The 24363-nt window shown below is 61.7% G+C and carries 24 protein-coding genes; 13 read left to right on the top strand and 11 right to left on the bottom strand.

Annotated features, from left to right (window positions below; translation table 11 throughout):
- Positions 1–10: 10 nt before the first annotated feature.
- Positions 11–1426: an acetyl-CoA carboxylase biotin carboxylase subunit gene (locus tag BB029_RS00980; protein WP_027608221.1), complete on the bottom strand. Its 1416-nt coding sequence runs from the start codon at positions 1424–1426 to the stop codon at positions 11–13.
- Positions 1427–1621: 195 nt separating this feature from the next.
- On the opposite strand from BB029_RS00980, the gene BB029_RS00975 reads away from it, so the two are divergent.
- The gene (locus tag BB029_RS00975) at positions 1622–2596 is read left to right on the top strand and encodes a LysR family transcriptional regulator (protein ID WP_027608220.1); all 975 of its coding nucleotides are present in this window, start codon (positions 1622–1624) and stop codon (positions 2594–2596) included.
- Here the strand turns inward: BB029_RS00975 and BB029_RS33615 are convergent.
- From BB029_RS33615 to BB029_RS00965, 3 genes are all read right to left on the bottom strand, one after another.
- The gene (locus BB029_RS33615; RefSeq protein WP_074848013.1) at positions 2526–2723 is read right to left on the bottom strand and encodes a PA3496 family putative envelope integrity protein; all 198 of its coding nucleotides are present in this window, start codon (positions 2721–2723) and stop codon (positions 2526–2528) included. The two genes, BB029_RS00975 and BB029_RS33615, sit on opposite strands and share 71 nt — an antisense overlap.
- 224 nt (positions 2724–2947) lie before the next feature.
- Positions 2948–3814, bottom strand: coding sequence for a transcriptional regulator HexR (hexR, locus tag BB029_RS00970; RefSeq protein WP_010168370.1), 867 nt, complete (start codon positions 3812–3814; stop codon positions 2948–2950).
- Between the two features lie 161 nt (positions 3815–3975).
- Positions 3976–6849 (bottom strand): EAL domain-containing protein, encoded by a 2874-nt coding sequence (locus BB029_RS00965; protein WP_065937943.1) that lies wholly within the window; start codon positions 6847–6849, stop codon positions 3976–3978.
- Between the two features lie 279 nt (positions 6850–7128).
- Here BB029_RS00965 and uvrD point away from each other — a divergent pair, with 279 nt between their 5' ends.
- The 3 genes from uvrD (at position 7129) to BB029_RS00950 (ending at position 10912) form a co-directional block, all read left to right on the top strand.
- Complete coding sequence (gene uvrD, locus BB029_RS00960) at positions 7129–9312, top strand: DNA helicase II (protein WP_027608218.1); 2184 nt, start codon at positions 7129–7131, stop codon at positions 9310–9312.
- A gap of 189 nt (positions 9313–9501) precedes the next feature.
- Entirely contained in the window at positions 9502–10371 is an 870-nt protein-coding gene (locus tag BB029_RS00955; RefSeq protein WP_065937942.1) for a Tim44 domain-containing protein, read from the top strand.
- Between the two features lie 133 nt (positions 10372–10504).
- Complete coding sequence (locus BB029_RS00950) at positions 10505–10912, top strand: SMI1/KNR4 family protein (RefSeq protein WP_017739032.1); 408 nt, start codon at positions 10505–10507, stop codon at positions 10910–10912.
- A 74-nt stretch (positions 10913–10986) separates the two neighbouring features.
- Here BB029_RS00950 and BB029_RS00945 read toward each other — a convergent pair whose 3' ends face one another.
- A complete protein-coding gene (locus BB029_RS00945; protein ID WP_027608216.1) occupies positions 10987–12750 on the bottom strand; it encodes a cation:proton antiporter in 1764 nt (587 codons plus the stop codon).
- A 291-nt stretch (positions 12751–13041) separates the two neighbouring features.
- Between BB029_RS00945 and BB029_RS00940 the strand changes: the two genes are divergently transcribed.
- Complete coding sequence (locus BB029_RS00940) at positions 13042–13527, top strand: acyl-CoA thioesterase (RefSeq protein ID WP_003177014.1); 486 nt, start codon at positions 13042–13044, stop codon at positions 13525–13527.
- Between the two features lie 55 nt (positions 13528–13582).
- Here BB029_RS00940 and pdxY read toward each other — a convergent pair whose 3' ends face one another.
- A complete protein-coding gene (gene pdxY, locus BB029_RS00935) occupies positions 13583–14455 on the bottom strand; it encodes a pyridoxal kinase PdxY (RefSeq protein ID WP_027608215.1) in 873 nt (290 codons plus the stop codon).
- A gap of 117 nt (positions 14456–14572) precedes the next feature.
- Between pdxY and BB029_RS00930 the strand changes: the two genes are divergently transcribed.
- Positions 14573–14968 carry a DUF3301 domain-containing protein gene (locus BB029_RS00930; protein ID WP_027608214.1) on the top strand — a complete coding sequence of 132 codons (396 nt, stop codon included), beginning with the start codon at positions 14573–14575 and terminating at the stop codon, positions 14966–14968.
- Here BB029_RS00930 and BB029_RS00925 read toward each other — a convergent pair.
- Genes BB029_RS00925 through dksA form a run of 4 tightly spaced genes read right to left on the bottom strand, consistent with a single transcriptional unit; the run spans position 14962 to position 18250 of the window.
- Positions 14962–15924 (bottom strand): GTP-binding protein, encoded by a 963-nt coding sequence (locus tag BB029_RS00925; RefSeq protein WP_065937941.1) that lies wholly within the window; start codon positions 15922–15924, stop codon positions 14962–14964. The two genes, BB029_RS00930 and BB029_RS00925, sit on opposite strands and share 7 nt — an antisense overlap.
- A gap of 44 nt (positions 15925–15968) precedes the next feature.
- A complete protein-coding gene (locus BB029_RS00920) occupies positions 15969–16613 on the bottom strand; it encodes a DUF1826 domain-containing protein (protein WP_065937940.1) in 645 nt (214 codons plus the stop codon).
- Positions 16613–17818 (bottom strand): zinc metallochaperone GTPase ZigA, encoded by a 1206-nt coding sequence (gene zigA, locus BB029_RS00915; RefSeq protein WP_065926775.1) that lies wholly within the window; start codon positions 17816–17818, stop codon positions 16613–16615. Before zigA ends, BB029_RS00920 begins: the two co-directional genes overlap by 1 nt.
- A gap of 27 nt (positions 17819–17845) precedes the next feature.
- Positions 17846–18250 (bottom strand): RNA polymerase-binding protein DksA, encoded by a 405-nt coding sequence (gene dksA, locus BB029_RS00910; RefSeq protein WP_065937939.1) that lies wholly within the window; start codon positions 18248–18250, stop codon positions 17846–17848.
- Positions 18251–18377: 127 nt separating this feature from the next.
- Between dksA and BB029_RS00905 the strand changes: the two genes are divergently transcribed.
- Entirely contained in the window at positions 18378–18746 is a 369-nt protein-coding gene (locus BB029_RS00905) for a glutamine synthetase (RefSeq protein ID WP_065937938.1), read from the top strand.
- On the opposite strand, the gene BB029_RS00900 is transcribed toward BB029_RS00905, so the two are convergent.
- Entirely contained in the window at positions 18743–19954 is a 1212-nt protein-coding gene (locus tag BB029_RS00900; RefSeq protein ID WP_065937937.1) for an N-acetylmuramoyl-L-alanine amidase, read from the bottom strand. The two genes, BB029_RS00905 and BB029_RS00900, sit on opposite strands and share 4 nt — an antisense overlap.
- A 128-nt stretch (positions 19955–20082) precedes the next feature.
- Here BB029_RS00900 and folE2 point away from each other — a divergent pair, with 128 nt between their 5' ends.
- The 6 genes from folE2 to BB029_RS00870 are packed head-to-tail and all read left to right on the top strand — an operon-like array spanning position 20083 to position 24361.
- Positions 20083–20973 (top strand): GTP cyclohydrolase FolE2, encoded by an 891-nt coding sequence (folE2, locus tag BB029_RS00895; protein WP_065937936.1) that lies wholly within the window; start codon positions 20083–20085, stop codon positions 20971–20973.
- Positions 20970–21638 (top strand): metal ABC transporter ATP-binding protein, encoded by a 669-nt coding sequence (locus tag BB029_RS00890; protein ID WP_065937935.1) that lies wholly within the window; start codon positions 20970–20972, stop codon positions 21636–21638. Before folE2 ends, BB029_RS00890 begins: the two co-directional genes overlap by 4 nt.
- Complete coding sequence (locus tag BB029_RS00885; RefSeq protein ID WP_065937934.1) at positions 21638–22504, top strand: metal ABC transporter permease; 867 nt, start codon at positions 21638–21640, stop codon at positions 22502–22504. The genes BB029_RS00890 and BB029_RS00885 overlap by 1 nt, the downstream gene beginning before the upstream one ends.
- Before the next feature lie 11 nt (positions 22505–22515).
- A complete protein-coding gene (locus BB029_RS00880; protein WP_065937933.1) occupies positions 22516–23394 on the top strand; it encodes a metal ABC transporter substrate-binding protein in 879 nt (292 codons plus the stop codon).
- Entirely contained in the window at positions 23391–23804 is a 414-nt protein-coding gene (hisI, locus tag BB029_RS00875; protein WP_083236315.1) for a phosphoribosyl-AMP cyclohydrolase, read from the top strand. Before BB029_RS00880 ends, hisI begins: the two co-directional genes overlap by 4 nt.
- The gene (locus BB029_RS00870; RefSeq protein WP_005792581.1) at positions 23801–24361 is read left to right on the top strand and encodes a DapH/DapD/GlmU-related protein; all 561 of its coding nucleotides are present in this window, start codon (positions 23801–23803) and stop codon (positions 24359–24361) included. Before hisI ends, BB029_RS00870 begins: the two co-directional genes overlap by 4 nt.
- Positions 24362–24363: the final 2 nt, after the last annotated feature.

The following is a 24363-nucleotide window of genomic DNA, read 5'->3' as shown; positions in this document are numbered from 1 at the left end:
GGAATGTTCCTCACAGGCCTGCGTGGGCGGCGATGGCGGCGGCGATGGCCAGGGCCAGCTCTTCGGGTTTGCGCTTGATCGAGTAGTTGGTCAGCTCAGGGTGGCTTTCCACAAAACTGGTGTTGAACTGGCCGCTGCGGAATTCCGGGTTACGCAGGATTTCCTGGTAGTAGGCGGCGGTGGTCTTCACGCCTTGCAGGCGCATGTCGTCCAGGGCACGCAGGCCGCGGTCCATGGCTTCTTCCCAGGTCAACGCCCAGACCACCAGCTTCAGGCACATGGAGTCGTAGAACGGCGGGATGGTGTAGCCGGTGTAGATCGCCGTGTCGGTACGCACGCCGGGGCCGCCGGGCGCGTAGTAACGGGTGATCTTGCCGAAGCTTGGGAGGAAGTTGTTCTTCGGGTCTTCGGCGTTGATGCGGAACTGCAACGCAAAGCCACGGTGCTGGATGTCTTCCTGTTTCACCGACAACGGCAGGCCCGAGGCGATGCGGATCTGCTCGCGGACAATGTCGATCCCGGTGATTTCTTCGGTGATGGTGTGTTCCACCTGCACCCGGGTGTTCATCTCCATGAAGTACACCTCGCCCTCGGCGAGCAGGAACTCCACGGTGCCGGCGTTCTCGTAGCCCACGGCCTTGGCCGCACGCACCGAGAGGTCGCCGATGTAGGCGCGCTGTTCCGGGGTGAGCTGCGGGCTCGGAGCGATTTCGATGAGCTTCTGGTTACGGCGCTGGATCGAACAGTCGCGCTCGAACAGATGCACCACGTTGCCGAAGCTGTCACCGAGGATCTGCGCCTCGATATGCTTGGGATTGACGATGCATTTTTCCAGGAACACTTCCGCCGAACCGAACGCCTTGGTGGCTTCGGAGATCACGCGGGGGAAGGCTTGTTCGAGTTCTTCGCGGCTGTTGCAACGGCGGATACCGCGACCGCCACCACCGGAGGTGGCCTTGAGCATCACCGGGTAACCAATGCGGTCGCCTTCGGTGAGGGCCTCGGTGATGTCGGCGACGTTGCCTTCGGTGCCGGGCGTGACCGGCACACCGGCCTTGATCATGCTGCGGCGGGCTTCGGTCTTGTCGCCCATGCGGCGAATCACTTCAGCCGAAGGGCCGATGAATTTGATTCCACGTTCGGCGCAGATGTCTGCCAGCTCGGCGTTTTCCGACAGGAAGCCGTAGCCGGGGTGCAGCGCATCGCAACCGGTTTCCACCGCCAGGTTCACCAGCTTGCGCGGGTTCAGGTAGCCGGCCAGCGGCTCGGCGCCAATGCTGTGGGCTTCGTCGGCACGCTTGACGTGCAACGCGTGGCGGTCGGCGTCCGAGTAAACCGCGACCGAGCGAATGCCCATCTCGGCGCAGGCACGCACGATTCGTACGGCAATTTCACCACGGTTGGCGATCAGGATCTTTTTTATCACTTGGAAATTCCCTTGAGCCGATTGCTGCGTTCTTCGACCCGCTGGAGCCGGGTCGGCGCGTGACTAAATGTTTCAAGCCAGTCGCAGCCACACACTAAGCCCGTGGAGGGATTAACAAAAATCAATAATTATTGGGTCGCTCATAAGTAAAGACTTATAGTTGGCCGGTCGACCTGGGGCGAGAGGATTTAAATAATGCGTAAGTCACTGATGCGTATGACATTGCGTCAATTGCAGATCTTCAATGAAGTGTGCGATTTGCGCTCCTACAGCCGCGCGGCCGAGGAAATGTCTCTCACCCAACCCGCCGTGAGCCTGCAAATTCGCCAGCTCGAAGAGCTGGTCGGCCAGCCGCTGTTCGATTATGTCGGCAAGAAGCTCTACATGACCGAGGCGGCCGAAGCCCTGCAACGGGCCAGCCGGGATATTTTCGGGCGCCTGGAAAACCTCGATATGCAGCTGTCGGACATGCAAGGCTCGTTGCAGGGCCAGCTGAAGCTCGCGATTGAATCCAGCGCCAAGTACTTCGTGCCGCACCTGTTTGCCGCGTTCAAACGCCAGCATCCCGAGGTGCAACTGCACCTGACCGTGGTCAACCGCGCCCAGGTGATCCGCCGCCTCTCCGACAACCGTGACGACCTGGTGATCATGTCCATGGTGCCCCAGGACATGGGCCTGGAATTCCTGCCATTCCTCAACAACCCGATCGTGGCCGTGGCACCCCCCGATCATCCTTTGAGCCTGCAAGGGCCGCTGCGTTTGCAGGACCTGGAACCCTACACGCTGTTGCTGCGCGAACCAGGCTCCGGCACGCGACTGGCCTGCGAGGAGTATTTCAAGGAGAAACGCGTGCACTTCACCCAGACGGTGGAAGTGGCCTCTGCCGAAGCGCAACGTGAATGCGTGTGTGCCGGGCTGGGCGTGGCCTTGCTGACGCGCCACGCGGTCAACATGGAACTGGCCACCGGCGGGCTCAAGGAGCTGCCGGTGGAAGAACTGCCGCTGTACCGCAGTTGGTGCCTGGTGCAGGCCAAGGCCAAGCGCCTGTCACCGGTGGCCCATGCGTTCCTGGGCTTTATCCGCAGCGAACGGGTGCAGATCAGCGCGTTGGCTGAACGTTTCGCTGGGCAGCCGCGGGTGCCTGCCAGTGGAGTTCCGGGTAGTCACTGATGCTCTGCTGCAGCTGGCGCTGGTCGCAGCGGTCTTCGATTGCGCGACGGAACGCCATGCGGCGCTGGTCTTCCTGTTGACGACGGGTCTTGACGGAGCTGTTGCTGTCTTCGTAGGGCCGGGCCATTTGGAGTCTCCCAATGCGAGTACGGGGAGTACAGGATGGGTTGTAGCGATGACGGTTTAACGGCGCGGGGGTTACAGGACGATGAATCTTCCGAATAGGTAGACAATCCAAATGTGGGAGGGGGCTTGCTCCCGATTACGGTACATCAGCCGATTTCTCTTTGACTGATCCACTGCTATCGGGAGCAAGCCCCCTCCCACACTTTGAGCGTGTATGGCCCTGGATCAGTCGTCGAGGGCTTTGACGGACTTGGGCGACAACCGCAGGCTGCGCAAGCTGCGCTTGACGCTCTTGAGGTGGTTGACCAGGCTCGGGCCCCGCGCCATGGCCACGCCCATGGCCAGCACGTCGATCACCACCAGGTGCGCGATACGCGACGTCAGCGGGGTGTAGATCTCGGTGTCTTCGTGCACATCGATCGCCAGGTTGACCGTGGACAGCTCCGCCAACGGCGTCTGGCTCGGGCACAAGGTAATCAATGTCGCGCCGCTTTCACGCACCAGGTTGGCCGTGATCAGCAGGTCTTTGGAGCGGCCCGACTGGGAAATGCAGATCGCCACGTCGGTCGGCTTCAAGGTCACCGCCGACATCGCCTGCATGTGCGGGTCGCTGTAGGCCGCGGCGGTGAGCAGCAGGCGGAAGAACTTGTGCTGGGCATCGGCCGCCACGGCACCGGAAGCACCGAACCCGTAGAACTCGACACGCTGGGCCTGGGACATGGCAGTCACGGCCTTTTGCAGCTCCACCGGGTCAAGCTTCTCGCGCACCTCCATAAGCGTGTGCAGGGTGGTGTCGAAGATTTTCAGGCTGTAGTCGGCGACGGAATCGTCTTCGTGGATCGCAAACTGGCCGAAGCTCGCGCCGGCGGCCAGGCTCTGGGCCAGCTTGAGCTTCAAGTCCTGGAACCCGGAGCAACCGATGGCGCGGCAGAAGCGCACGATGGTCGGCTCGCTGATGCCCACGCTGTGGGCAAGGTCGGCCATGGAACTGTGCATCACGGCCGCAGGGTCAAGCAGCACGTGATCGGCAACCTTGAGTTCCGATTTGCGTAACAGGTGGCGCGACTGGGCGATATGTTGCAACAGGTTCAAAGGGCAGGACTCTTGTTATTGGCAGGGCCAGGGATGTAGCAAGCTTGTAGTTATACTACAAGAATTGCCGTTTTGCCCGCCCGATGCATCACTAAATCGCCCTGATGCCCTTTGAATCAGCGGGCAGCTGCCTTGTAGCCATATGGGCGTGCGGACTGTCTTCAGGGAAAATCTGCATTGTTGCGTAACAAATCTGCCAGCCCTTCGGCCTCCATCGGCCGACTGATCAGGTAGCCCTGCACCTCATCGCATCGTTCTGTACGCAGGAAATCCAGCTGCTGCTGATCTTCCACACCTTCGGCCACCACCTTGAGCGCCAGACCGTGAGCCATCGCAATGATCGCTCGGGTAATGGCGGCGTCTTCCCGTCCCTGGCCGAGGCCGCGGATAAAGGTCTGGTCGATCTTCACGTAGTCCACAGGGATACGCTTGAGGTAACTGAGGGATGAATAGCCGGTGCCAAAGTCGTCGATGGCCAGCTTCACGCCCAGGTCACGCAGCTGCTGGAAGGTCGCAATGATGTGTTCAACACTGTCGAGCAACTGGCTCTCGGTCAGTTCCAGTTCGAGGTATTGCGGGTCCAGGCCGGTTTCTTCCAATACCTGGCGCACCAGGCTGACCAGCTTGCCCTGGCGCAACTGGTGCACCGAGAGGTTCACCGACACGCGGATCGGTGCCAGCCCCTGGCGCTGCCACTCACAGGCCTGCCAGCACGCCTGGCGCAGCACGAATTCGCCCAGCGGTACGATCAGGCCCGTTTCTTCGGCCAGGCCGATAAAGTCGCCTGGCGGCACCATGCCCCATTGTGGGTGCTCCCAGCGGATCAGCGCTTCGGCAGCGTTAAGCTTGCCGGTGGCCAGGCACAGTTTCGGCTGGTAGAACACCGTGAGCTGACGCTCATCGATGGCTTTGCGCAGATGGTTTTCCAGCTGCAAACGCTCCAGGGTGCTGGCTTGCAGGCTGTCGGTGTAGAACTGGAAGTTATTGCCACCCAGGTGCTTGGCGTGCTGCATGGCCATGTTCGATTGACTGACCAGCGCAGAAATTTCCCGCGCGTTATCCGGCAACAGGCTGATGCCCATCGACGCACTCACCACCAACTCATGCCCTTCTACCGTCACCGGAACCCGCAGCTTGGCCAGCAGCCGCGTGGCCACCCGTGCCAGGCTCGACAGGTTGCCGTAGGCGTCGAACAGCACGGCGAACTCATCGCCGGACAAACGCGCGATGGTGTCGGCCTCGGGCAAGGCATTGATCAACCGACGGGCCATCTTTTGCAGCAACTGGTCGGCCACTTCATGGCCCAGGCTGTCATTGAGCAACTTGAAGCGGTCGAGGTTGATATGCAGCAACGCCAGGCTGCGCCCGCCTTGGCGTACACGCTGATGGGCCTCGCGCAGCCGTTCGCGGAACAGCGAGCGGTTGGCCAGGCCGGTCAACTCATCGTAGTGGGTGAGGTAGCGCATGCGCTCCTCGGATTCGCGCCGCGCTGACAGATCGGCGAAGAAGCCCACGATATGGCTGACCTTTCCCCGAACATCACGCACTACATTCAGTTGCAGCCACTGCGGGTACAACTCGCCGTTCTTGCGTGTTTCCACCAGCTCGCCCTGCCAGGTGCCATGGCTGAGCAAGGCTTGGCGGATGACCGGGAAGTGGCGCCGGGCATCGCGGCTGCTGGGCAGCTCGACGACATTGCGACCGAGCATATCGTCGATTTCAAACCCGGTGACACGGCTGAAAGCCTGGTTGACCGCGATCAGCGCGTAGTCCGGGTCAAGGATCACGATGCCTTCGCTGGCTGCCTCGAATACGGTCGAGGCCAACCGCTGCTGCTCTTCCAGGGCCTTGCCGGCGCTGATGTCGCGGCGGGTGCCGAGCATTCGAATCACTCGCCCGCTGGGTGCACGCTCCACGGCGCGCCCGCGGTCTTCGATCCACACCCAGTGGCCATCGCCATGGCGCACGCGGTATTCCACCTGGTAATCCTCAGTGCGCCCCTTGAGGTGCTCCACCAGTGCCCGCTTGAGCAGCGGCAGGTCGTCGGGGTGCAGGCGCGGCTTGAGGTGGCCGAGCATGGCCGTGACGTACTCGGGCTCGAGGCCGAACAGCTCTTTGAGCTGGGTGTGGTGAACCTCATCGGTTTGCAGGTTCCAGTCCCACAGGCCCAGCTCACTGGCTTGCAGGGCCATGGCCAGGCGCGCCTCGCTTTTATTCAGGGCCAGGCTGGCGGCGTCCAGTTCCTGGCTGCGTTGCGCCACGCGGTCCTGCAGGCCGATTTGCGCATCCCGCAACTCCTGCTCGACCTGACGCCGCTGCTCGACTTCGCGCACCAGATCCTGATTCAGTTGCTCGCTGCGTTGCTGCGCCTGCTGCAGATGCTCGATCAATGCCTGGTTCTGGAAGCGCCGCAACAGCCCACGCTGGATCAGGCGGTTGACCTGCCACGCCACCACGCTCAGGGAGGCCAGCAGGATCAGGCCGAGCACACCCCAGCCCTGTTGCTGCGGCGCCCCATTCCAGAACAGATAGGCAATGGCCGGCACCAGGCACGGCAAGGCAAAGGACAGGAACGCCGGCAGGCTCACGGCGTAGGCGACACTGGCTGACAGCGTCGCCGCCCCGATCAGGCCGAACACCCAGGCCTGTTGGATAAAGCTGTCCACCGGCACCAGGGCAATGGCCGCGGTGGCCAGGGTCAGGCCACTGACCGCCGAGCCGAGCATGAACATGCGCCGCCAGATCGGTTGGGCCTGGCGGCTGGGCATGGCCGAATCAAAGGCCGCCACCTGGATCACGCGCATGGCCACCAGGGCCAGCAGCCACACCAGCCAGATGCTGTCGAGCAGGTATTGCTTGGGGTTCCACAGCAGCCAGGCGCAGACCAGGCCGTTGACCAGCATTAATAAGGTGGGCAGCAACGAGCCCTGATAGAGGAGGCGTGTGCGCTCGACCGCCATCTCGGTGGCGTAATGTTTACGGATAACCTGCGCGGGCGCCGCCGATGGGCCAAGCAGGTCGGTACTGAGAGTCATAGGCAGTGTTCTTATAATGGTGAGCCCGAAACGTCGACGGAGCATACACAAGCAAGCGCTTCGGCCAAACTGCTCCAGATCATAAAAATCATCCTGTGATCAGCCGCAAACCTTGGTGCCAGACCCCTCGGGCGAGGCACTGCGCGGGCTGTGGCCCATGACTTACCGGTCATCAGCCTTGCCGGAATGTTTGCCCCTGCAGGATCACGCGGGAGGTTTTGCATCGACCACCCGGCATTGGGATTTGCCCGAGCCCCCTTAGGCCCATAGAATGCGTCGATGCGCGATGATCTCTCTCTTTTGCTGAACTCCCTCAACGATGCCCAACGCCAGGCCGTAGCGGCCCCCGTTGGCCGTCAGTTGGTCCTGGCCGGTGCTGGCTCCGGTAAAACCCGAGTGCTGGTGCACCGTATCGCCTGGTTGATCCAGGTCGAGAACGCGTCCCCGCATTCCATCCTGTCGGTGACCTTCACCAACAAGGCCGCTGCCGAGATGCGCCACCGCATCGAGCAGTTGATGGGCATCAGCCCGGCCGGCATGTGGGTGGGCACCTTCCACGGCCTGGCGCACCGTCTGTTGCGGGCACACTGGCAGGAAGCGGGCCTGGCCCAGACCTTCCAGATCCTCGACAGCGATGACCAGCAACGCCTGGTCAAGCGAGTGATCCGCGAACTGGGTCTCGACGAACAGCGCTGGCCGGCGCGCCAGGCCCAGTGGTTTATCAACGGCCAGAAAGACGAAGGCCTGCGCCCGCAGCATATCCAGGCCAGCGGCGATTTGTTCCTGGCCACCATGCGCAGCATTTATGAAGCCTACGAGGCCGCCTGCGCCCGCGCCGGCGTCATCGACTTCTCCGAGCTGCTGCTGCGCGCCCTCGACCTGTGGCGCGACAATCCGGGTTTGCTGGCCCATTACCAGAAACGCTTCCGTCACATTCTGGTGGACGAGTTCCAGGACACCAACGCCGTGCAGTACGCCTGGTTGCGTCTGCTGGCCAAGGGCGGCGACAGCCTGATGGTGGTGGGCGACGACGACCAGTCGATCTACGGCTGGCGTGGCGCGAAAATCGAGAACATCTACCAGTATTCCGAGGATTTCCCGGACGCGGTCACCATCCGCCTGGAGCAGAACTACCGCTCCACCGCCGGCATCCTAAAGGCCGCCAACGCCTTGATCGCCAACAACACCGGGCGCCTGGGCAAAGAGCTGTGGACCGACGGCGGCGAAGGCGAGGCGATCAACCTGTATGCCGCGTTCAACGAGCACGATGAAGCGCGCTACGTGGTGGAAACCATCGAAAGCGCACTGAAAACCGGCCTTGCCCGTAGCGATATCGCGATTCTGTACCGTTCCAACGCCCAATCGCGGGTGCTGGAAGAAGCCTTGCTGCGCGAGCGCATCCCGTACCGCATTTATGGTGGCCAGCGCTTCTTCGAGCGTGCGGAAATCAAGAACGCCATGGCTTACCTGCGTTTGCTCGAAGGCCGTGGCAACGACGCGGCACTGGAGCGGGTGATCAATATCCCGGCCCGTGGCATCGGCGAGAAAACCGTCGAGGCGATTCGCGACCACGCGCGCCATGCCGATGTGTCGATGTGGGAGTCCATGCGCCTGCTGATCGCCAATAAAGGCCTGACCGGCCGTGCCGCCGGGGCGTTGGGGGTGTTTGTCGAGTTGATCGAGAACCTCGCGGCCAAGTGTTCGGAAATGCCCCTGCACTTGATGACCCAGACGGTGATCGAGCAATCCGGGCTGATTGCCTATCACGAAGCGGAAAAAGGCGAGAAAGGCCAGGCCCGGGTAGAAAACCTCGAGGAACTGGTCAGCGCCGCCCGCGCGTTCGAAAACACCGAGGAAGACGAAGAGCTGACCCCGCTCGCCGCCTTCCTCGGCCATGCATCCCTGGAAGCCGGCGACACCCAGGCCGATGAGCATGAAGACAGCATCCAGTTGATGACCTTGCACAGCGCCAAGGGCCTGGAGTTTCCGTATGTGTTCCTGGTGGGCATGGAAGAAGGCCTGTTCCCCCACAAGATGAGCCTGGAAGAGCCCGGCCGTCTTGAAGAGGAACGCCGCCTGGCCTATGTGGGCATCACCCGCGCAATGCAGAACCTGGTGATGACCTACGCCGAGACCCGACGCCTGTACGGTAGCGAGACCTACAACAAGGTGTCGCGCTTCGTACGTGAAGTGCCGAAGGGACTGATCCAGGAAGTGCGCCTGTCCAACAGCGTCAGCCGCCCGTTCGGCGGGGGCCAGCAGCAGAACTCCAGCAGCATGTTCGCCGGTTCCGAGATTCCGGAAACCCCATTCAGCCTGGGCCAGCAGGTCAGGCATGCGATCTTCGGCGAAGGCGTGATCCTCAACTTCGAAGGCGCCGGTGCCCAGGCACGGGTACAGGTGAACTTCGCCGAAGGCAGCAAATGGCTGATGATGGGCTACGCGAAGCTCGAAGCTGTCTGAAACATTTGCCTACATGAAGGTTATTGGCCCGCCCTTGTTTTTAACGAGCGCGGGCCAATATCTGTAATACGTCCTACAGACCATTCTGTTTCGGTCTTACGCAAAAGCCCGAAACATTATGTCGCTAGCCACTGTCACTACACCTGTGCAACATGGCGCGCGTGCAATCCACAAATGGGAATTCCCTTTATGAAACGTTTTCTTAGCATCGCCATGGCGTTGTGCATCGGCCTGACGATGAGCCTCGACGCCAACGCCAAACGCTTCGGTGGCGGCAAAAGCTCGGGCGCGGCGCCGACTCACCAGACCAGCCAAATGGCTCCATCCGCCGGTGCCGGCGGTGCTGCCGCTACCGCAGGCGCAGCCGGTGCTGCCGGCGCCGCTGCCAAGGCCGGCGGTGCTTCGCGCTGGTTGGGCCCTCTGGCCGGTATCGCGGCCGGTGGCCTGCTCGCTTCCATGTTCATGGGCGGCGGCTTCCAGGGCATGCAGATCTTCGACATCCTGATCATGGCGGTCATCGCCTTCCTGGTCTTCCGTTTCATCGCCGCCCGTCGCCGCAAGCAGCAGGAGCAGATGGCTCCGGCCGGCGCGCCGATGCAGCGTGAAGTGTTCGAGCAGAAGCCAGCCATGGGTTCGATCTTCGGTGGTTCGGCAGCGCCTGCCGCAGCCCGACCGGTGATCAACGCACCGGCGTGGTTCAACGAGGAACGTTTCGTCGAAGCGGCCCGCAGCCACTTCCAGTCCCTGCAGCAGCACTGGGACGCCAACGAAATGGACAAGATCTCCGAGTTCGTGACCCCGCAACTGCTGGAGTTCCTCAAGCGCGAACGCGCCGACCTGGGCGACGGCTTCCAGTCGACCTATATCGACGACCTGCACGTGCAACTGGAAGGTGTGGATGATCGCGCCGACAAGACCATCGCAACGTTGACCTTCAGTGGCGTGTCGAAGACTTCGCGTTTCGACCAGGGTGAAGCGTTCAGCGAAAGCTGGAACATGGAACGTGCCCAGGGCGACAACCAGCCATGGCTGGTCGCCGGTATCCGCCAGAACGGCTGATACCCACGCGCTTGAGCAAGTCGTAACAAAACCCCGGACCTGTCCGGGGTTTTCTATTTCACGGTTGCACTTATGGCGAGCTACTGTATAAAACGCCCCTATAAACCGCGCCATCAGCAAGAGGATCCCGGCCGTGGAAGAAATCATCGAACAATTGCGTGAAGCCAATGAACCGGTTCCGGTTCCTCTGGAGTTGCCTGACGAAGATCAACTGGTGGAAATCGAGGAACAGCTGTTCATCGACATCCCGTTTGTCTTTCGTGAATTCCTGCTGACCGTCAGCGATGTGGTGTACGGCAGCCTGGAGCCGGTGACCGTCACCGACCCGCAATCCCACACCTACCTGCCGGACGTGGCTGCCAACGCCTGGGATGCCGGTGTTGACCGCAGCATGATCCCGATCTGCCAGGACGGTGACGATTACTACTGCGTCGAAGAAGACGGCACCGTGGTGCTATGGTCCGGCGAAGAAGAACTCGTCACCGAAGAGACCTGGGAATCGGTGTGGCACTGGGCGCGGGACGTCTGGCTGGAAAGCTGACACCTGACCCCCGTGGCGAACGGGCTTGCGGTGGTGAGCGGGCTTGTCCCGCGCCGGGCCGCGTAGCGGCCCCACTAGTGCTCCGGCGTATCCTTATGGTTATCCAGCGTCTCCAGCAAGGCGACCTGCATCCGCGTATGCACACGGATGAACCATCGCCAGAGCACGGCCGCCACCGCCGCCGTGACCACGGCAATCAGCACCAGCAACTTGTTGGTCGGCAGAATACTGGCCGACAAGGCTGCCAATAGCACAAAGATCACCAGCAGCGACAAAATCGGGATCAGCTCCGCAATCACCCGTCGCACACGCTGGGTATGTCGCCCGGCCATTTCCGGCTTCACGCTCATCTCCGCCAGCAACATCGACAGCGCCTTGAGCTTGCGGTACGCCGCGATCAGGAACGGCAGCGACAACAGCAAGGCCCCACCCCAGATCAACGCCTTCTGCCAGCTTGGATCACTGATCCAACCTTCCAGATACCCACCAATGCGCACCGCGAAAAAGCTTCCAGCGAAGAAAATCGCGATCACCAGCGCCAGGTTCACGCCCACCTGCAGGATGATCTTGCGGATCATCGACGCCAGCATGGCGCCCTCGCCTTGCGGCTGAATACTGCGCAACCATTCGCCGTACATGCCGAACACCCGGCTCAGACGCTTGGGCATCACCGCAGCGATCTTCAATGACAAGGGGTCGGCGCCGCGAATCAAGTACGGCGTGAGCAGCGTCGTAATCGCCGAAACCGCCACCGCTACCGGATACAGGAAGTCGCTGGTCACCTGCAAGGTCATGCCCAGCGCGGCGATAATGAAGGAAAATTCGCCAATTTGTGACAGCCCCATGCCTACGCGCAGTGAGGTACGGCCGTCATTGCCGGCGATAAAGGCACCCAGGCCGCAGGACAGCATCTTGCCCAGCACCACGGCCACGGTGATCACCGCGATCGGCCAGGCGTATTGCAGGAGGATCTGCGGGTCGATCATCAAGCCGATCGCCACGAAGAAGATCGCGCTGAACATGTCGCGAACCGGCTCGATCAGGCGCTCGATCTTAACCAATTGCCGGGATTCGGCCATGATCGCACCGATAAGAAACGCCCCCAGCACCATGCTGTACTCCAGCTTGACCACCAGCAGGCAAAAACCGAAACACAGGCCCAGTACGGTGATCAGCAGCATTTCGTTGCTTTCGAATTTGGCCACGTAGGCCAACAGGCGCGGCACCAGCAAAATACCGATGACCAACGCGACAATCATGAACAGCGAGAGCTTGCCGACCGTGGAGAACACCTCGCCGGAACTCACCGTACCGCTGACGGCGATGCTCGAGAGCAAGGCGATGATGCCGATGCCGAGGATGTCTTCCACAATCAGCACGCCAAAAATAAGTTGGGCGAAGCGCTGGTTTTTCATCTTCAGGTCATTGAGTGCCTTCACGATGATGGTAGTGGAGGAAATCGCCAGGATCGCGCCGAGGAACAGCGAGTCCATGGTGTTCCAGTCGAACCAGCGGCCAATCTCGTAGCCGATCCAGATCATCAGGATGATTTCCAGGAAGGCCGCGATAAACGCCGTGGCCCCCACCTTGAACAGCTTGCGCAGGCTGAACTCCAGGCCCAGACAGAACATCAGGAAGATCACCCCCAGCTCGGCGAGGGTCTTGATGGTGTCTTCGTCGTGGATCAGTCCGAACGGCGGAGTGTGCGGGCCAATGATGAAGCCGGCGACGATGTACCCCAGCACTACGGGTTGCTTGAGGCGGTGAAACAGGACGGTGACCACCCCTGCCACCAGCATGATCACGGCCAAGTCCTGGATAAAGCTGATGGCGTGCATGGCGAGGGGCTCCTTGAGGGTACTGGCGCTTTTCCCACTTCCGCACGCGCCTTTGAAAGATCGCAAAGTGCGGAAGGAAAAGTCTGCCTTGATCGTAAGAAATGCCCTGAGATGGGCTTTTGAAGGTTAACACCGCGACTTCCGCCGGAAAGCCGGTGCAATATATGGAAACAGATCGGTGAACGCGTGACGGCAAGCCGCCCACCGGCGTCCCGTAAGGGATGGCGCTGCAAAGATCCCAGCACCCGCAGAGGTGCCCCCCAACCAATGCCTACAACCCGTGAGTGTGCTATGGAACCCGGAAACGCCCAGCTGTCGATGACGGTATTGATGACCCCTGACATGGCCAACTTCTCAGGCAATGTCCACGGCGGCACCTTGCTCAAGTACCTCGACGAAGTGGCCTACGCCTGTGCGAGCCGTTATGCCGGTCGCTATGTGGTGACGCTGTCGGTGGATCAGGTGATTTTTCGCGAGCCGATCCATGTCGGCGAGCTGGTGACATTCCTTGCATCGGTCAACTACACCGGCAATACGTCGATGGAAGTGGGCATCAAGGTGGTGACCGAGAACATCCGCGAGCGCTCGGTGCGTCATACCAACAGCTGCTTCTTCACCATGGTGGCCGTGGACGACCAGCGTAAACCCGCTGCCGTGCCACCGCTGCAGCCCCATAACAGTGAAGACAAGCGCCGGTTCGTGCAGGCCCAGCAGCGCCGGCAGATCCGCCAGGAGCTTGAGAAGCGCTACCAGGAAATCAAGGCTGACGCGCTGTAAGTCCAACCAAAAAATGGGGGAGGTTTGCCCCCCTCTCACATTGGGTTCTGTGTACTTACAGGCTGATCGGCGTCGCCTCGAAACGTACGCGAGGATGGGCGATGCGGTCCTGGGCGCGGACGAGTTCCAGCTCGTAGCTGGCGCAGGCCTGGGTTTCCAGCAGCACTTCGTGCACCGCCGCGGCCGTGAACTCAAAAGCCGCCAACAGGCTGTCGCCCAACAACACCCGAGCCAGGAACAACCCCGACGTCAGATCACCCACGCCCACCGGCTGGCGCGGGAACGCCAGCAGCGGCCGACGCAGGTGCCAGCTGCCCTCGGCAGTTACCAGCAGCATCTCGAAACCATCCGGCAACTTGCCCGGGTAATCCAGGTGCTTGACCAGCACCGCCTTCGGGCCACGGGCCAGCAATGCCTTGGCCATGCCCAGGCAGTCGAACAGCGATTGCGGCTTGCGCCCGGCAAAGCTGTCCAGTTCCAGTTGGTTGGGGCACAGGAAGTCGGCCATGGCCGCCGCTTCATCCAGCAGGAAATCGCTGACCTCCTGCGGCACGATGCAGCCCTTTTCCGGATGGCCCATCACCGGGTCGCACAGGTACAGGGCCTTGGGGTTGATGGCCTTGATGCGCGCCACACCGGTAAGAATCGCGCGACCCTGATCTGCACTGCCCAGGTAGCCAGACAGGATCGCATCGCAGTTGCCCAGCTCGCCGATGGCGGCAATGCCTTCCACCAGCGCAGGAATCTGCTGCGGCGCCAGCACTTCGCCCGCCCACTGACCATACTGGGTATGGTTGGAGAACTGCACCGTGTTCAGCGGCCAGACGTTCACCCCGACCCGCTGCATGGGGAACACGGCGGCGCTGTTTCCGGCGTGGCCAAAGACCACATGAGACTGGATCGCAAGCAGATGAGGTGTGCGTTTCATGCAGGAGATTTCCGTAAAGCCATTGAAATTCTGGCCGCGCAGTATGCGACTAAACGCAGCCTGTACGACAGACCGACGACACAGTTAAGCTGCTCTCACTTTGTTGGAGTTTTTCGCATGCTGACCCTGGGAAACATCTTCGTGTTGATGCTGCTGGCGACCGGCGCCGCCTGGGTATGGCACAACCACGGCCTGCGAGAGCGGGCGTTGGCGCGGGTCAAGCAGCATTGCGCCAAGCTCGATATCGAATTGCTCGACGGCGCCGTGGCGTTGAAGCGCATCGGTTTTGTGAGGGATGCCAACGGTCGGCGACGTCTGGCGCGTATCTACAATTTCGAGTTCACCGTCACGGGCGAGACCCGTCACAGCGGGACCATCACGCAATTCGGCGCCCACAGTGCGCAGATCGAACTGGCGCCCTACCCGTTCGAGGTCAAGGAAGCACTGCCCAGCGCCAATGTGATCGAGCTGAGCCAATGGCGCCAGGACCACGCCACCAAGAACCGTCAGTAACGGCAGGCGGCCAGTGCGGCCTGCAACGCGGCCACGTCCTGTGGTGCGCTGAAGATCAGTTCGATACGTGAGTCGCGACGCCACTCGCTGGGTTGCCAGGCCAGCGGGCTGTTATCCACAGCATTGGCCGATATCCACCCATCACGGCTGTGGATAACCAGTTTGGCGCGGCGCCACTCAAGGGATGTCAGCCACAGGTGCAGACGCTCGGAATCGAATTGCTGGCTCGGGTGCCAGCGCCAACCGATACTCCAACCGCCCTCCTGGACCTGGCTCAGGCAGATCGGCACTGCTGGATCGCTCCAGACAGCCGGCAATTGAGCCAGCCCCTTGGGCACCACGAAGTTATCCACAGCCGCTTCAGCCTGCGCATTCAAGCCTGGCAGGCTGCCGAGTGGCACGTATGCCTGCTGCGTCCAATAAATGTTGCGATCGGGTAGCTGTCCTTCGACGGCTTCCCGTTGCGCAGCATCCAGCCTCTCATCCTTGTTCAACACCAACAGCCCGGCACTGGCCAACGCTTCCTGCTGCGCCGGCGGCAAGGGTCTGCCCGCCGCCAGCGCCTGGGCGTCCAGCACCAGTACACAGGGCTGAACCGCCAGCACCTGCTGCCACGGCGCTTCGCGCAACTGCTTGAGCAACTGTGCAGGATGGCCAAGGCCCGAGGGTTCGATAAACAACCGATCCGGCTTGGCCTTACGCAGCAACCGGCCCAGGCCTACCTGGAACGGTGCGCCATTCACACAACAGAGGCAGCCACCGGCAACTTCGCCGAGGGCAATGCCGTCGTCACCCAGGGTCAGAAGTGCAGCGTCCAGGCCGATCTGGCCGAACTCGTTGATCAACACCGCCCAGCGCTCGTTGGCCGGGCGTTGGGCAAGCAGGTGCCTGATCAGGCTGGTCTTGCCTGCGCCCAAAGGCCCGGCAATCACGTGGGTGGGAATGTTCTGCAGCATGGGTGCCATCGTTCGGACCGTGTAGAGGGTTTGATCCTACGCGGTTACGCGAGCCAATCCAGCGTCAGAATCAATCGGCGCTCATCCGCTTTCAGCGCCGGGGAGCGATGGATGAGGCCGTGGTTTTCGTTGCCGTGCCATTTGGTGCCTTTGAGCAGGGCCACTTCACCGCACTGGATCTGTTCGATGCGCTCGCTCGGTTCGGCTTCCGGTTGGCTGAGCTTGCGGCGGTCCATCACCCCTTCGCGCAACCACTGGCTGCCGATGCCGGCGTAGGTGGTGATCAGCCGCACCGGCACATGGTCAACGTGAAAACGCGGGCACATGGCTTTATCCAGCAGCCGCAGGCGCACACCGATGCGCTTGGCGCCGAGCAGGCACGCAAAGGCGCTGACCAGCCACGACACATCGGCGATAAACCCTTCGTAGCCTTCAAGATCGCGGCAGCTGGATGCCAGACCGCACAGGTTCGGCTCGGCGTCTTCGCTGTTGAGTTCGATCACCAAGGACTCGGCCAACGGCTCATTGAGCGCCACCAGCAAAGCGCCGAACTCGGCGATATGCAACGGCAATTGGCGCTGCCACAGCGCCAGGTTCACGCCGTCTTCGAGAATATCGGACAGCGCCAGCGGGGTTTCACCGCGGGTCTGACGAACCATCGGGCGCAAGGGGATAAGCGGTGCCAGCATCAGGCGGCCTCTTCATACCAGGGACCAAACGGATCAGCCAGCAGGCGCCAACCTTCGACACCCAGGGCCAGTTCTTCATCGGTGAGCAAGCACGCGTCCAACTCGGCACGCATCCGCGCGAAGTCGATGTTCTGTCCGATAAACACCAGTTCCTGACGGCAGTCGCCAGTACTGAGCTGCCAGTTGCCCATGATGGCGGCGACGCTTTCTTCGTCCTGGGGCCATTGGCTTTTCGGCACAAAGCGCCACCAGCGTCCGGCAAACCCATGGCGCATCAAGCCACCGGCCTGGGACCAGCTGCCCGCATCCTGATGCTTGCTGGCCAGCCAGAAAAAGCCCTTGGAGCGCAGCAATTTGCCGTTGACCCAAGGCCGGTCGATAAAGTCAAAGAAGCGTTGCGGGTGGAAGGGCCGACGTGCGCGGTAAGCCGTGGAAGCAATGCCGTACTCTTCGGTTTCCGGCACATGTTCACCCCGCAGTTCCTGCAACCAGCCCGGCGCCTGCGCGGCACGTTCGAAGTCGAAGCGGCCGGTGTTGAGGATCTTGTGCAGCGGCACCTCGCCCATGACCATCGGGATGATTTCCGCCTGGGCGTTGAGGCGTTCAAGGATCGCCATCAGTTCCTCGCGCTCATGGCTGCTGATCAGGTCGATCTTGCTGATCAGGATCACGTCGGCGAATTCGATCTGCTCAATCAACAGGTCGGTGATCGAGCGTTCGTCTTCCTCACCGAGGGTTTCGCCCCGTGAGGCGAGGCTTTCGGCGGCCTGGTAGTCGAGCAGGAAGTTCATGCCGTCGACCACGGTGACCATGGTGTCCAGGCGCGCGATATCGGCCAGGCTTTGTTCGTTTTCATCACGGAAGGTAAAGGTTTCAGCCACGGGCAACGGCTCGGAGATACCGGTGGATTCGATCAACAGGTAATCGAAGCGACCTTCCTTGGCGAGTTTTCCGACTTCTTCGAGCAAGTCTTCACGCAAGGTGCAGCAGATACAGCCGTTGCTCATCTCCACCAGTTTTTCTTCGGAACGGTTGAGGGTAACGTCACGCTGCACCTCGCTGCCGTCGATGTTGATTTCGCTCATGTCGTTGACGATCACCGCCACGCGCAGGTTTTCGCGGTTGCGCAGGACGTAGTTGAGCAGCGTGCTTTTACCGGCGCCGAGAAAGCCGGACAACACGGTAACGGGGAGACGATTGGGCATCAGGTAATCCTCATCAGGGTTGGCCGGTCAAATCGCCCGTTTATGGCGTTCGCGCAGCTCTTGACGTTCTTTGGCTTCGATACACAGGGTGGCGGTGGGACGCAGCAGCAGGCGTTGCAGGCCGATGGGCTCGCCCGTTTCGCGGCACCAGCCGTATTCGCCGCGGGCGAGCAGTTCGAGGGCGTCGTCGATTTTGTCGAGCAGCTTCTTTTCCCGCTCCAGCAAGCGCAGTTGCCACTGGCGCTGTTCTTCGGCGCTGCCCACATCGGCCGGGTCGCTGTTGGGCTCCTGCTCGCGCAGCACCAGGAATTCGCCCTCGATGCGCGCTTGCAGTTCATGGCGCTGAGTCAGCAGCAGTTCGCGGAAAAAGCCCTGCTGGGCTTCATTCATGTAGTCGGCGGGCGGTTGGGCCAGCAGGTCTTGTTCGGTCATGGGGAGCGGTTCACGGGTCAGGCTGTACTTTTATGTTATAGTATAACAATACAAATAAGCCAATCCCCCCTTGCTCGTTACGACGAAGGGCGCAATGCTTGAGCACTTCCCAGCCCCGAGACGCCTTATGAAATACCTGATGTGCGCGCTGTTACTGGCAGTCGCAGGGCCTGCCTGCGCCCAAGCGCCAAGCTTGCTGGCCACGTGCACGCGCAGCGCCAACCTGTTGGCCTGTGTGGACCCCCTGGGCAATGCCTACAGCGTGGCGACGCTGGGGACGACCACGTATCTGCGCGGTTTCGAGGTGATCGGGAAACGTTATTGGGCACAAACCAACAGCCGCTACGGACAACTGACGTTCTTTACCGGTTTGGCGTCGGATGGAGAGGCATGGGTGGGCTACACGCGGCGCGTGGGCTGGACCACAATCAACCGGTTTTCCAGCTCCGGTGGCGCCACTGCCAAATTCACGTGCAGCCGAATTACCGGCTGTTAGGCCTGAGCATTCTTCTGTTCCTGAACCCAGGCCATGTAGCTGTTCATCGGCGGGTTCTTCTGGAAGTATTTTTTCAGGCCTTCGAACAAGCCATCCGCAACCGCTTGTTGATGGCGCGCCGTCACCAGGCGCTGGGCGTCCTGGGCATTGGAGATAAAGCCGGTCTCCACCAGGATCGACGGCACGTCCGGTGACTTGAGCACCGCGAACCCCGCCTGTTCCACACGCTTCTGATGCAGGCTGGTGATGCTTTGCAGGCTCCCCAGTACCGAGCTGCCCAGTTGCAGGCTGGAAGCGATGGTGGCGTTCATCGACATATCAAGAATCACCCCGGCCAGCATCGGGTCCTTATCCTTGAGATTGAGCAACGTGGTGGCGCCCAGCAAATCCGCGCCGTTTTCACGCTGTGCCATAAAGCGCGCCGTGGCCGAGGTTGCGCCGCCCTCCGACAGCGCATACACCGAGGCGCCCGAGGCCGTGAGCCGTGGCGCGGCATCGGCATGCACCGAGATGAACATATCGGCCTTGTGCTGACGGGCGATGTCCACGCGCTTACGCAGCGGCACAAAGAAGTCGTCGTTACGCACCAGTTTCACGTCAAAACCCTTTTCGCGCTTCAAGCGCTTGGCCAGCAGTTGGGCGATAGACAGCACCACGTCTTTTTCGCGCTGACCCTTGGAGCCGACAGCACCGGGGTCTTTGCCGCCGTGGCCGGGGTCGACCACCACAATGATGTCACGCCTGGGGTGCGCCTTGTTCACCGGGGCCACCAGGGGCACGGCTTCAGCCGCGATTTGACGCGGTGCACGGGTGGCGCTGGTCAGGTCCAGCACCAGGCGATGGCCCTGCCCGTCCTGAGGCGGCAATACAAAGCTGTTGAGCTGCATCGGCGCGGCCAGGTCGAGCACGATGCGCGTATCCGCCTTGCCGAAATGCCCCGAGCGAATCGAGGTGATCCCGCTGTTCTTCAGCTCAAGTTGAGAAAAGTCACCACTGAGGCCTGCGCCGCTCAGGTCGATGATCAGGCGCTCCGGGGCAGTCAGGGAGAAGGTCTTGTATTGCACTGGGCCGCTAAGGTCGAACACCAGGCGCAGCTTGTCGTCCGAACGCCACAGGCGTGCATTGCGGATCTGGGTCGCGTGGGCGGCGAACGGCAAAGCAAACAAAGGGCTGGCCAGGAGCAGGTTGAGGAGCTGACGTCTGTGCATGAAAAATACCGCAAATGGAGGAGCGTCCGTACTCCGCATGAGTGAAAAAAGGCCGGGGCAGAAAATTCATCGTCGACTCTATTGTTATACTATAACATGTCGAATTATTTCCAACGATGGACCTGCTTATGAATGCGCTGACTCTGCCGGATATTGCCGCGCAGGCTTCACGCCAAGCCTTGCCACTCGACTGGGTGGGCATGTGCGGCATCGCCCTGCCGATCCTCATTGACGGCCAACGCCTGAGCGCCAGCGCCGATGCTGGCGTCAGCCTGGACGACGGCACCGCCCGTGGCATTCATATGTCACGCCTGTACCTGGCGTTGGAGATGCTCGAACAGCAGCCCATTACACCCGCACTTCTGCGCAATGTACTGCAGCGGTTTCTCGACAGTCATGAAGATTTATCTAAGAACGCCTACCTGCGTCTGCACACGAATTTACTGCTGAAACGCCCAGCACTGGTCAGCCCATTGGCCGGCTGGAAGGGCTACCCGGTGAGCATCGAAGCGCGCCTGGAAAACCAGATGTTCCACGTGGAACTAAAAATTGACGTTACCTATTCTTCAACCTGCCCCTGTTCTGCCGCCCTCGCCAGGCAGTTGATTCAGCAGCAATTTCTCCAAGACTTCGGTAACACGCCGTTGCAGCATGAAGACGTGCTGACCTGGCTCGGCAGCGCCAACGGTATCGTCGCCACGCCCCACAGCCAGCGCAGCAGCGCCCAGCTGCACGTGCACCTGCAAGGCGAGCATCTGGCGCTGACCGAGCTGATCAACGCTGCCGAAGCTGCCCTCGGCACCGCCGTACAAACCGCCGTAAAACGCGCGGACGAACAAGCCTTTGCCCTGGCCAACGGGCAGAACCTGATGTTCTGCGAAGACGCCGCCCGCCGCCTTAACCTCGCCTTGAAACGCTCGGATGCGGTCAAAGCCTTCCACCTCAAAGTGATCCATGCCGAAAGCCTGCACGCGCACGATGCCGTGGCTGAAAGCCGCTGGACGAGAAACCCTGCATGATCACCTGCACCGCTTTACGCTGGGGCGCCCCTGGCCAACCTCTCACTCCCGCCGTGGATTTCACCCTGGAAAAAGGCAGCCTCACCGGCGTGATCGGCCCCAACGGCTGCGGCAAAAGCAGCCTGCTCAAAGTCATCGCCGGCCTGCAAAAACCGTTGGCGGGCAAAGTGACCGTGGATGTTCCACGCCGAGGTGGCCTGTCGTTCCTGCCACAGCAACAACACCTTGACCGCCAGTTCCCCATCAGCCTGCAAGAACTGGTCGCCGCCGGCTTCTGGGGCACCCGCCTCACCCCGCAGCAAAGAAGCGAGCACCTGAAAAAAGTGCTGGAAGACTGGTGCCTCAGTGGCCTGGAACAGCGCCCGCTGATGGCGTTGTCAGGCGGCCAACTACAACGCGCATTGCTCGCTCGCATGAGCCTTGCCGAGTCGCCAGTGTTACTGCTTGACGAGCCCCATGCCGCTCTGGACGAAGAAGGCCAGGCGCTGTGCTGGAGCCATATCCACGCCTGGAACGCAGAAGGCCGAACGTTGGTGGTGGTGTGCCATGACCTGGCCTCCGTACGCCAACACACCCAACAAGTGGTGCAAATCAAAAGCAGCGGCTGCGTGTTCGGTTCCAGCAAAGAGTTGATCCGCCCGCAGCCGCACATGCAGGTGGCCTGATGCACTTCGCCGCCCACCTGTGGATGCCTTTCCTCGACTTCGTCTTCATGCGTCGCGCCCTGATCGGCGGGCTGGTGCTCGCCTGCAGCACCGCTCCGCTCGGCGTATTTCTGATCCTGCGCCGCATGAGCCTGATCGGTGACGCCGTCGCCCACGGCATATTGCCCGGCGCCGCACTGGGCTTCTGGTTCGCGGGCTTGAGCCTGCCCGCGCTGACCATCGGCGGCCTGGGCGCTGGCCTGGGCATGGCCGGCCTGTCGGCGTGGATCACCCGCCGCACCGGCCTGCGCGAAGATGCCAGCCTGGCGGCCATCTACCCCATCTCCCTCGCCGCCGGCGTGTTGATCCTGGGGCTGGCCGGCAAGCGCCTGGACCTGCTGCACCTGCTGTTCGGCTCGGCCCTGGCCGTCGACGAAACCACCCTGACCGGCATGCTCTGGGTTTCCGGATTCAGCCTGATCGCCATGGCGCTGATCTACAGACCGCTGCTGCTGGACACCCTCGACCCGCTGTTCCTGCAAACCGTCAGCCGCCTTGGCCCCCTGGCCCACGGCTTGTTCCTGACCCTGGTGGTCCTGAACCTGGTGATTGGCTTCCAAGCCATCGGCGCCTTGATGGTGGTGGGTTTGATGATGCTGCCGGCCATCGCTTCACGCTTCTGGAGCCGGCGCCTGCCGGTGTTGATCGCGGTGTCGGCGGTGCTGGGATGCCTGTCGGTGTGGTTGGGTTTGTTGCTGTCGTTCTACTTCTCGCTGCCCAGCGGCCCGGCGATTGTGCTGGTGGCTGGCGGTGGGTACCTGCTGTCCGTGGTCTTCGGTCCGGTGCACGGCTTGCTGCGCCGCCCGCCTTTGCTTACATCCCAATGAGGTGTTTCCCGATGCGCGCTCTACTCGTGCTGTTCAGTCTGCTGCTGCCGTTGTCGATGGCCCAGGCCGCCGACAAACTCCAGGTGGTTACCAGCTTCAGTATTCTCGATGACATCACCCACCAGATCGGTGGCGATCACATCCAGATCAGCAACATGGTCGGCCCCGACGCCGACGCTCATACCTACGAACCGACCCCGGACGACGCCAAGGCGCTGCTCAAGGCCAAGCTGATCATCAAGAACGGCCTGGGCTTCGAGCCGTGGCTTGATCGCCTGGTGACCAGCACCGAAACCAAGGCCACGGTGGTCACCGCCAGCAAAGGTGTGATCTCCCACACCATGGAGGAAGACGGCGAAACCATCCCCGACCCGCACGCCTGGCACAACCTGTCCAACGCCGAAATCTATGTGAACAACATCACCAAGGCGCTGGTGGCCGCCGACCCGGCCAACAAGGCCGACTACCTGCGCAACAGCCAGGCCTACCTGAAAGAAATCTACCGCCTGCTGGCCGAAGCCAAGACCAAGTTCGGCGCGCTGCCACCGGGTAACCGTCGCATCGTCACCTCCCATGACGCCTTCGGTTACCTGGGCCAGGCCTATGGCATCCAGTTCCTCGCGCCGCAAGGCCTGTCCACCGAACGTGAACCTTCGGCCGCCGAAGTCGCCGCGCTCATCACCCAGATCCGCAAGGACAAGGTCAAGGCGGTGTTCATGGAAAACATCAAGGACTCGCGCCTGCTCAAACAGATCGCCGATGAAAGCGGCGCGCAGATTGGCGGCACGCTGTACTCCGACGCCCTGGCCGCAGAAGGGCCGGCGAGCACCTTCACCGGGCTGTTCGAGTACAACCTCAACACCCTGTGCGCAGCGTTGAGCAAGCCGTGACCCTGAGCATGCTCGAACTGGAAGGGGCTGCCGTCGGCAGCCGCTTTCCACTCGCCGCCGTGCTCGACGCGCTGCCGTGGAACAGCGACGGCCTGATCGCCGCCATCGCCCAGCAACACGGCAGCGGCGAAGTGCTGATGCTGGCCTGGATGAATCGCCAGGCCCTCAACGAAACACTGGCTACCGGGCAGGTCTGCTATTGGTCGCGCTCGCGCCGACAGCTGTGGCGCAAAGGCGAAAGCTCCGGTCACTGGCAACAGTTGGTGGAAGCGCGCCTGGATTGTGACGGCGACGCGGTACTGCTGATCGTCGACCAGCAAGGCCCGGCCTGTCACACCGGCCGCCACACCTGTTTCTACAACGCCATCGACGGCGCCTACGTTCACATCATTACGGAGCCAGTTGCATGATCCGCAAGAACCCTTCCGGCGATCTGCCAGTGATTGCCGAATCGGCCTACGTCGACAAGACCGCGATCATCTGCGGCAAGGTCATCATCGGCGAGAACGTGTTTGTCGGCCCCTACGCCGTGATCCGCGCCGACGAAGTCGACGCCAGCGGCGCCATGGACCCGATCACCATCGGCGCCAACTCCAATATCCAGGACGGCGTGGTCATCCACTCCAAGTCTGGCGCCGCCGTGACCATCGGCGAATTCACATCCATCGCCCATCGCTCCATCGTCCACGGCCCCTGCACCGTCGGCGACCGCGTATTTATCGGTTTCAACAGCGTGCTGTTCAACTGCGCCGTCGGCGATGGCTGCGTGGTGCGCCACAACTCGGTGGTCGACGGCCGTGATTTGCCCGCCGCCTTCTACGTACCCTCCACCACCCGCATCGGGCCGAATACCGACCTGTCGCAATTCCCGCCGGTGAGTGTCAGCGCCTCGGAGTTTTCCGAAGACGTGGCACGTACCAACGTCGACCTGGTGCGCGGTTACAAAGCCCTGCAAAACGAGTTCTAAGC

Source organism: Pseudomonas sp. S3E12, assembly GCF_001702295.1.
Taxonomy (GTDB): Bacteria; Pseudomonadota; Gammaproteobacteria; order Pseudomonadales; family Pseudomonadaceae; genus Aquipseudomonas; species Aquipseudomonas marginalis.
This window is presented reverse-complemented; position numbering and strand designations above follow the sequence as displayed.

Excerpts from the sequence above, each read along its gene's own strand:
- BB029_RS00975 (WP_027608220.1), top strand. The coding sequence starts at position 1,622 with ATGCGTAAGTCACTGATGCGTATGACATTGCGTCAATTGCAGATCTTC.
- BB029_RS33615 (WP_074848013.1), bottom strand. The coding sequence starts at position 2,723 with ATGGCCCGGCCCTACGAAGACAGCAACAGCTCCGTCAAGACCCGTCGT.
- BB029_RS00965 (WP_065937943.1), bottom strand. The coding sequence starts at position 6,849 with ATGACTCTCAGTACCGACCTGCTTGGCCCATCGGCGGCGCCCGCGCAG.
- uvrD (WP_027608218.1), top strand. The coding sequence starts at position 7,129 with ATGCGCGATGATCTCTCTCTTTTGCTGAACTCCCTCAACGATGCCCAA.
- BB029_RS00955 (WP_065937942.1), top strand. The coding sequence starts at position 9,502 with ATGAAACGTTTTCTTAGCATCGCCATGGCGTTGTGCATCGGCCTGACG.
- BB029_RS00945 (WP_027608216.1), bottom strand. The coding sequence starts at position 12,750 with ATGCACGCCATCAGCTTTATCCAGGACTTGGCCGTGATCATGCTGGTG.
- BB029_RS00940 (WP_003177014.1), top strand. The coding sequence starts at position 13,042 with ATGGAACCCGGAAACGCCCAGCTGTCGATGACGGTATTGATGACCCCT.
- pdxY (WP_027608215.1), bottom strand. The coding sequence starts at position 14,455 with ATGAAACGCACACCTCATCTGCTTGCGATCCAGTCTCATGTGGTCTTT.
- BB029_RS00930 (WP_027608214.1), top strand. The coding sequence starts at position 14,573 with ATGCTGACCCTGGGAAACATCTTCGTGTTGATGCTGCTGGCGACCGGC.
- BB029_RS00925 (WP_065937941.1), bottom strand. The coding sequence starts at position 15,924 with ATGCTGCAGAACATTCCCACCCACGTGATTGCCGGGCCTTTGGGCGCA.
- BB029_RS00920 (WP_065937940.1), bottom strand. The coding sequence starts at position 16,613 with ATGCTGGCACCGCTTATCCCCTTGCGCCCGATGGTTCGTCAGACCCGC.
- zigA (WP_065926775.1), bottom strand. The coding sequence starts at position 17,818 with ATGCCCAATCGTCTCCCCGTTACCGTGTTGTCCGGCTTTCTCGGCGCC.
- dksA (WP_065937939.1), bottom strand. The coding sequence starts at position 18,250 with ATGACCGAACAAGACCTGCTGGCCCAACCGCCCGCCGACTACATGAAT.
- BB029_RS00905 (WP_065937938.1), top strand. The coding sequence starts at position 18,378 with ATGAAATACCTGATGTGCGCGCTGTTACTGGCAGTCGCAGGGCCTGCC.
- BB029_RS00900 (WP_065937937.1), bottom strand. The coding sequence starts at position 19,954 with ATGCACAGACGTCAGCTCCTCAACCTGCTCCTGGCCAGCCCTTTGTTT.
- folE2 (WP_065937936.1), top strand. The coding sequence starts at position 20,083 with ATGAATGCGCTGACTCTGCCGGATATTGCCGCGCAGGCTTCACGCCAA.
- BB029_RS00890 (WP_065937935.1), top strand. The coding sequence starts at position 20,970 with ATGATCACCTGCACCGCTTTACGCTGGGGCGCCCCTGGCCAACCTCTC.
- BB029_RS00885 (WP_065937934.1), top strand. The coding sequence starts at position 21,638 with ATGCACTTCGCCGCCCACCTGTGGATGCCTTTCCTCGACTTCGTCTTC.
- BB029_RS00880 (WP_065937933.1), top strand. The coding sequence starts at position 22,516 with ATGCGCGCTCTACTCGTGCTGTTCAGTCTGCTGCTGCCGTTGTCGATG.
- BB029_RS00870 (WP_005792581.1), top strand. The coding sequence starts at position 23,801 with ATGATCCGCAAGAACCCTTCCGGCGATCTGCCAGTGATTGCCGAATCG.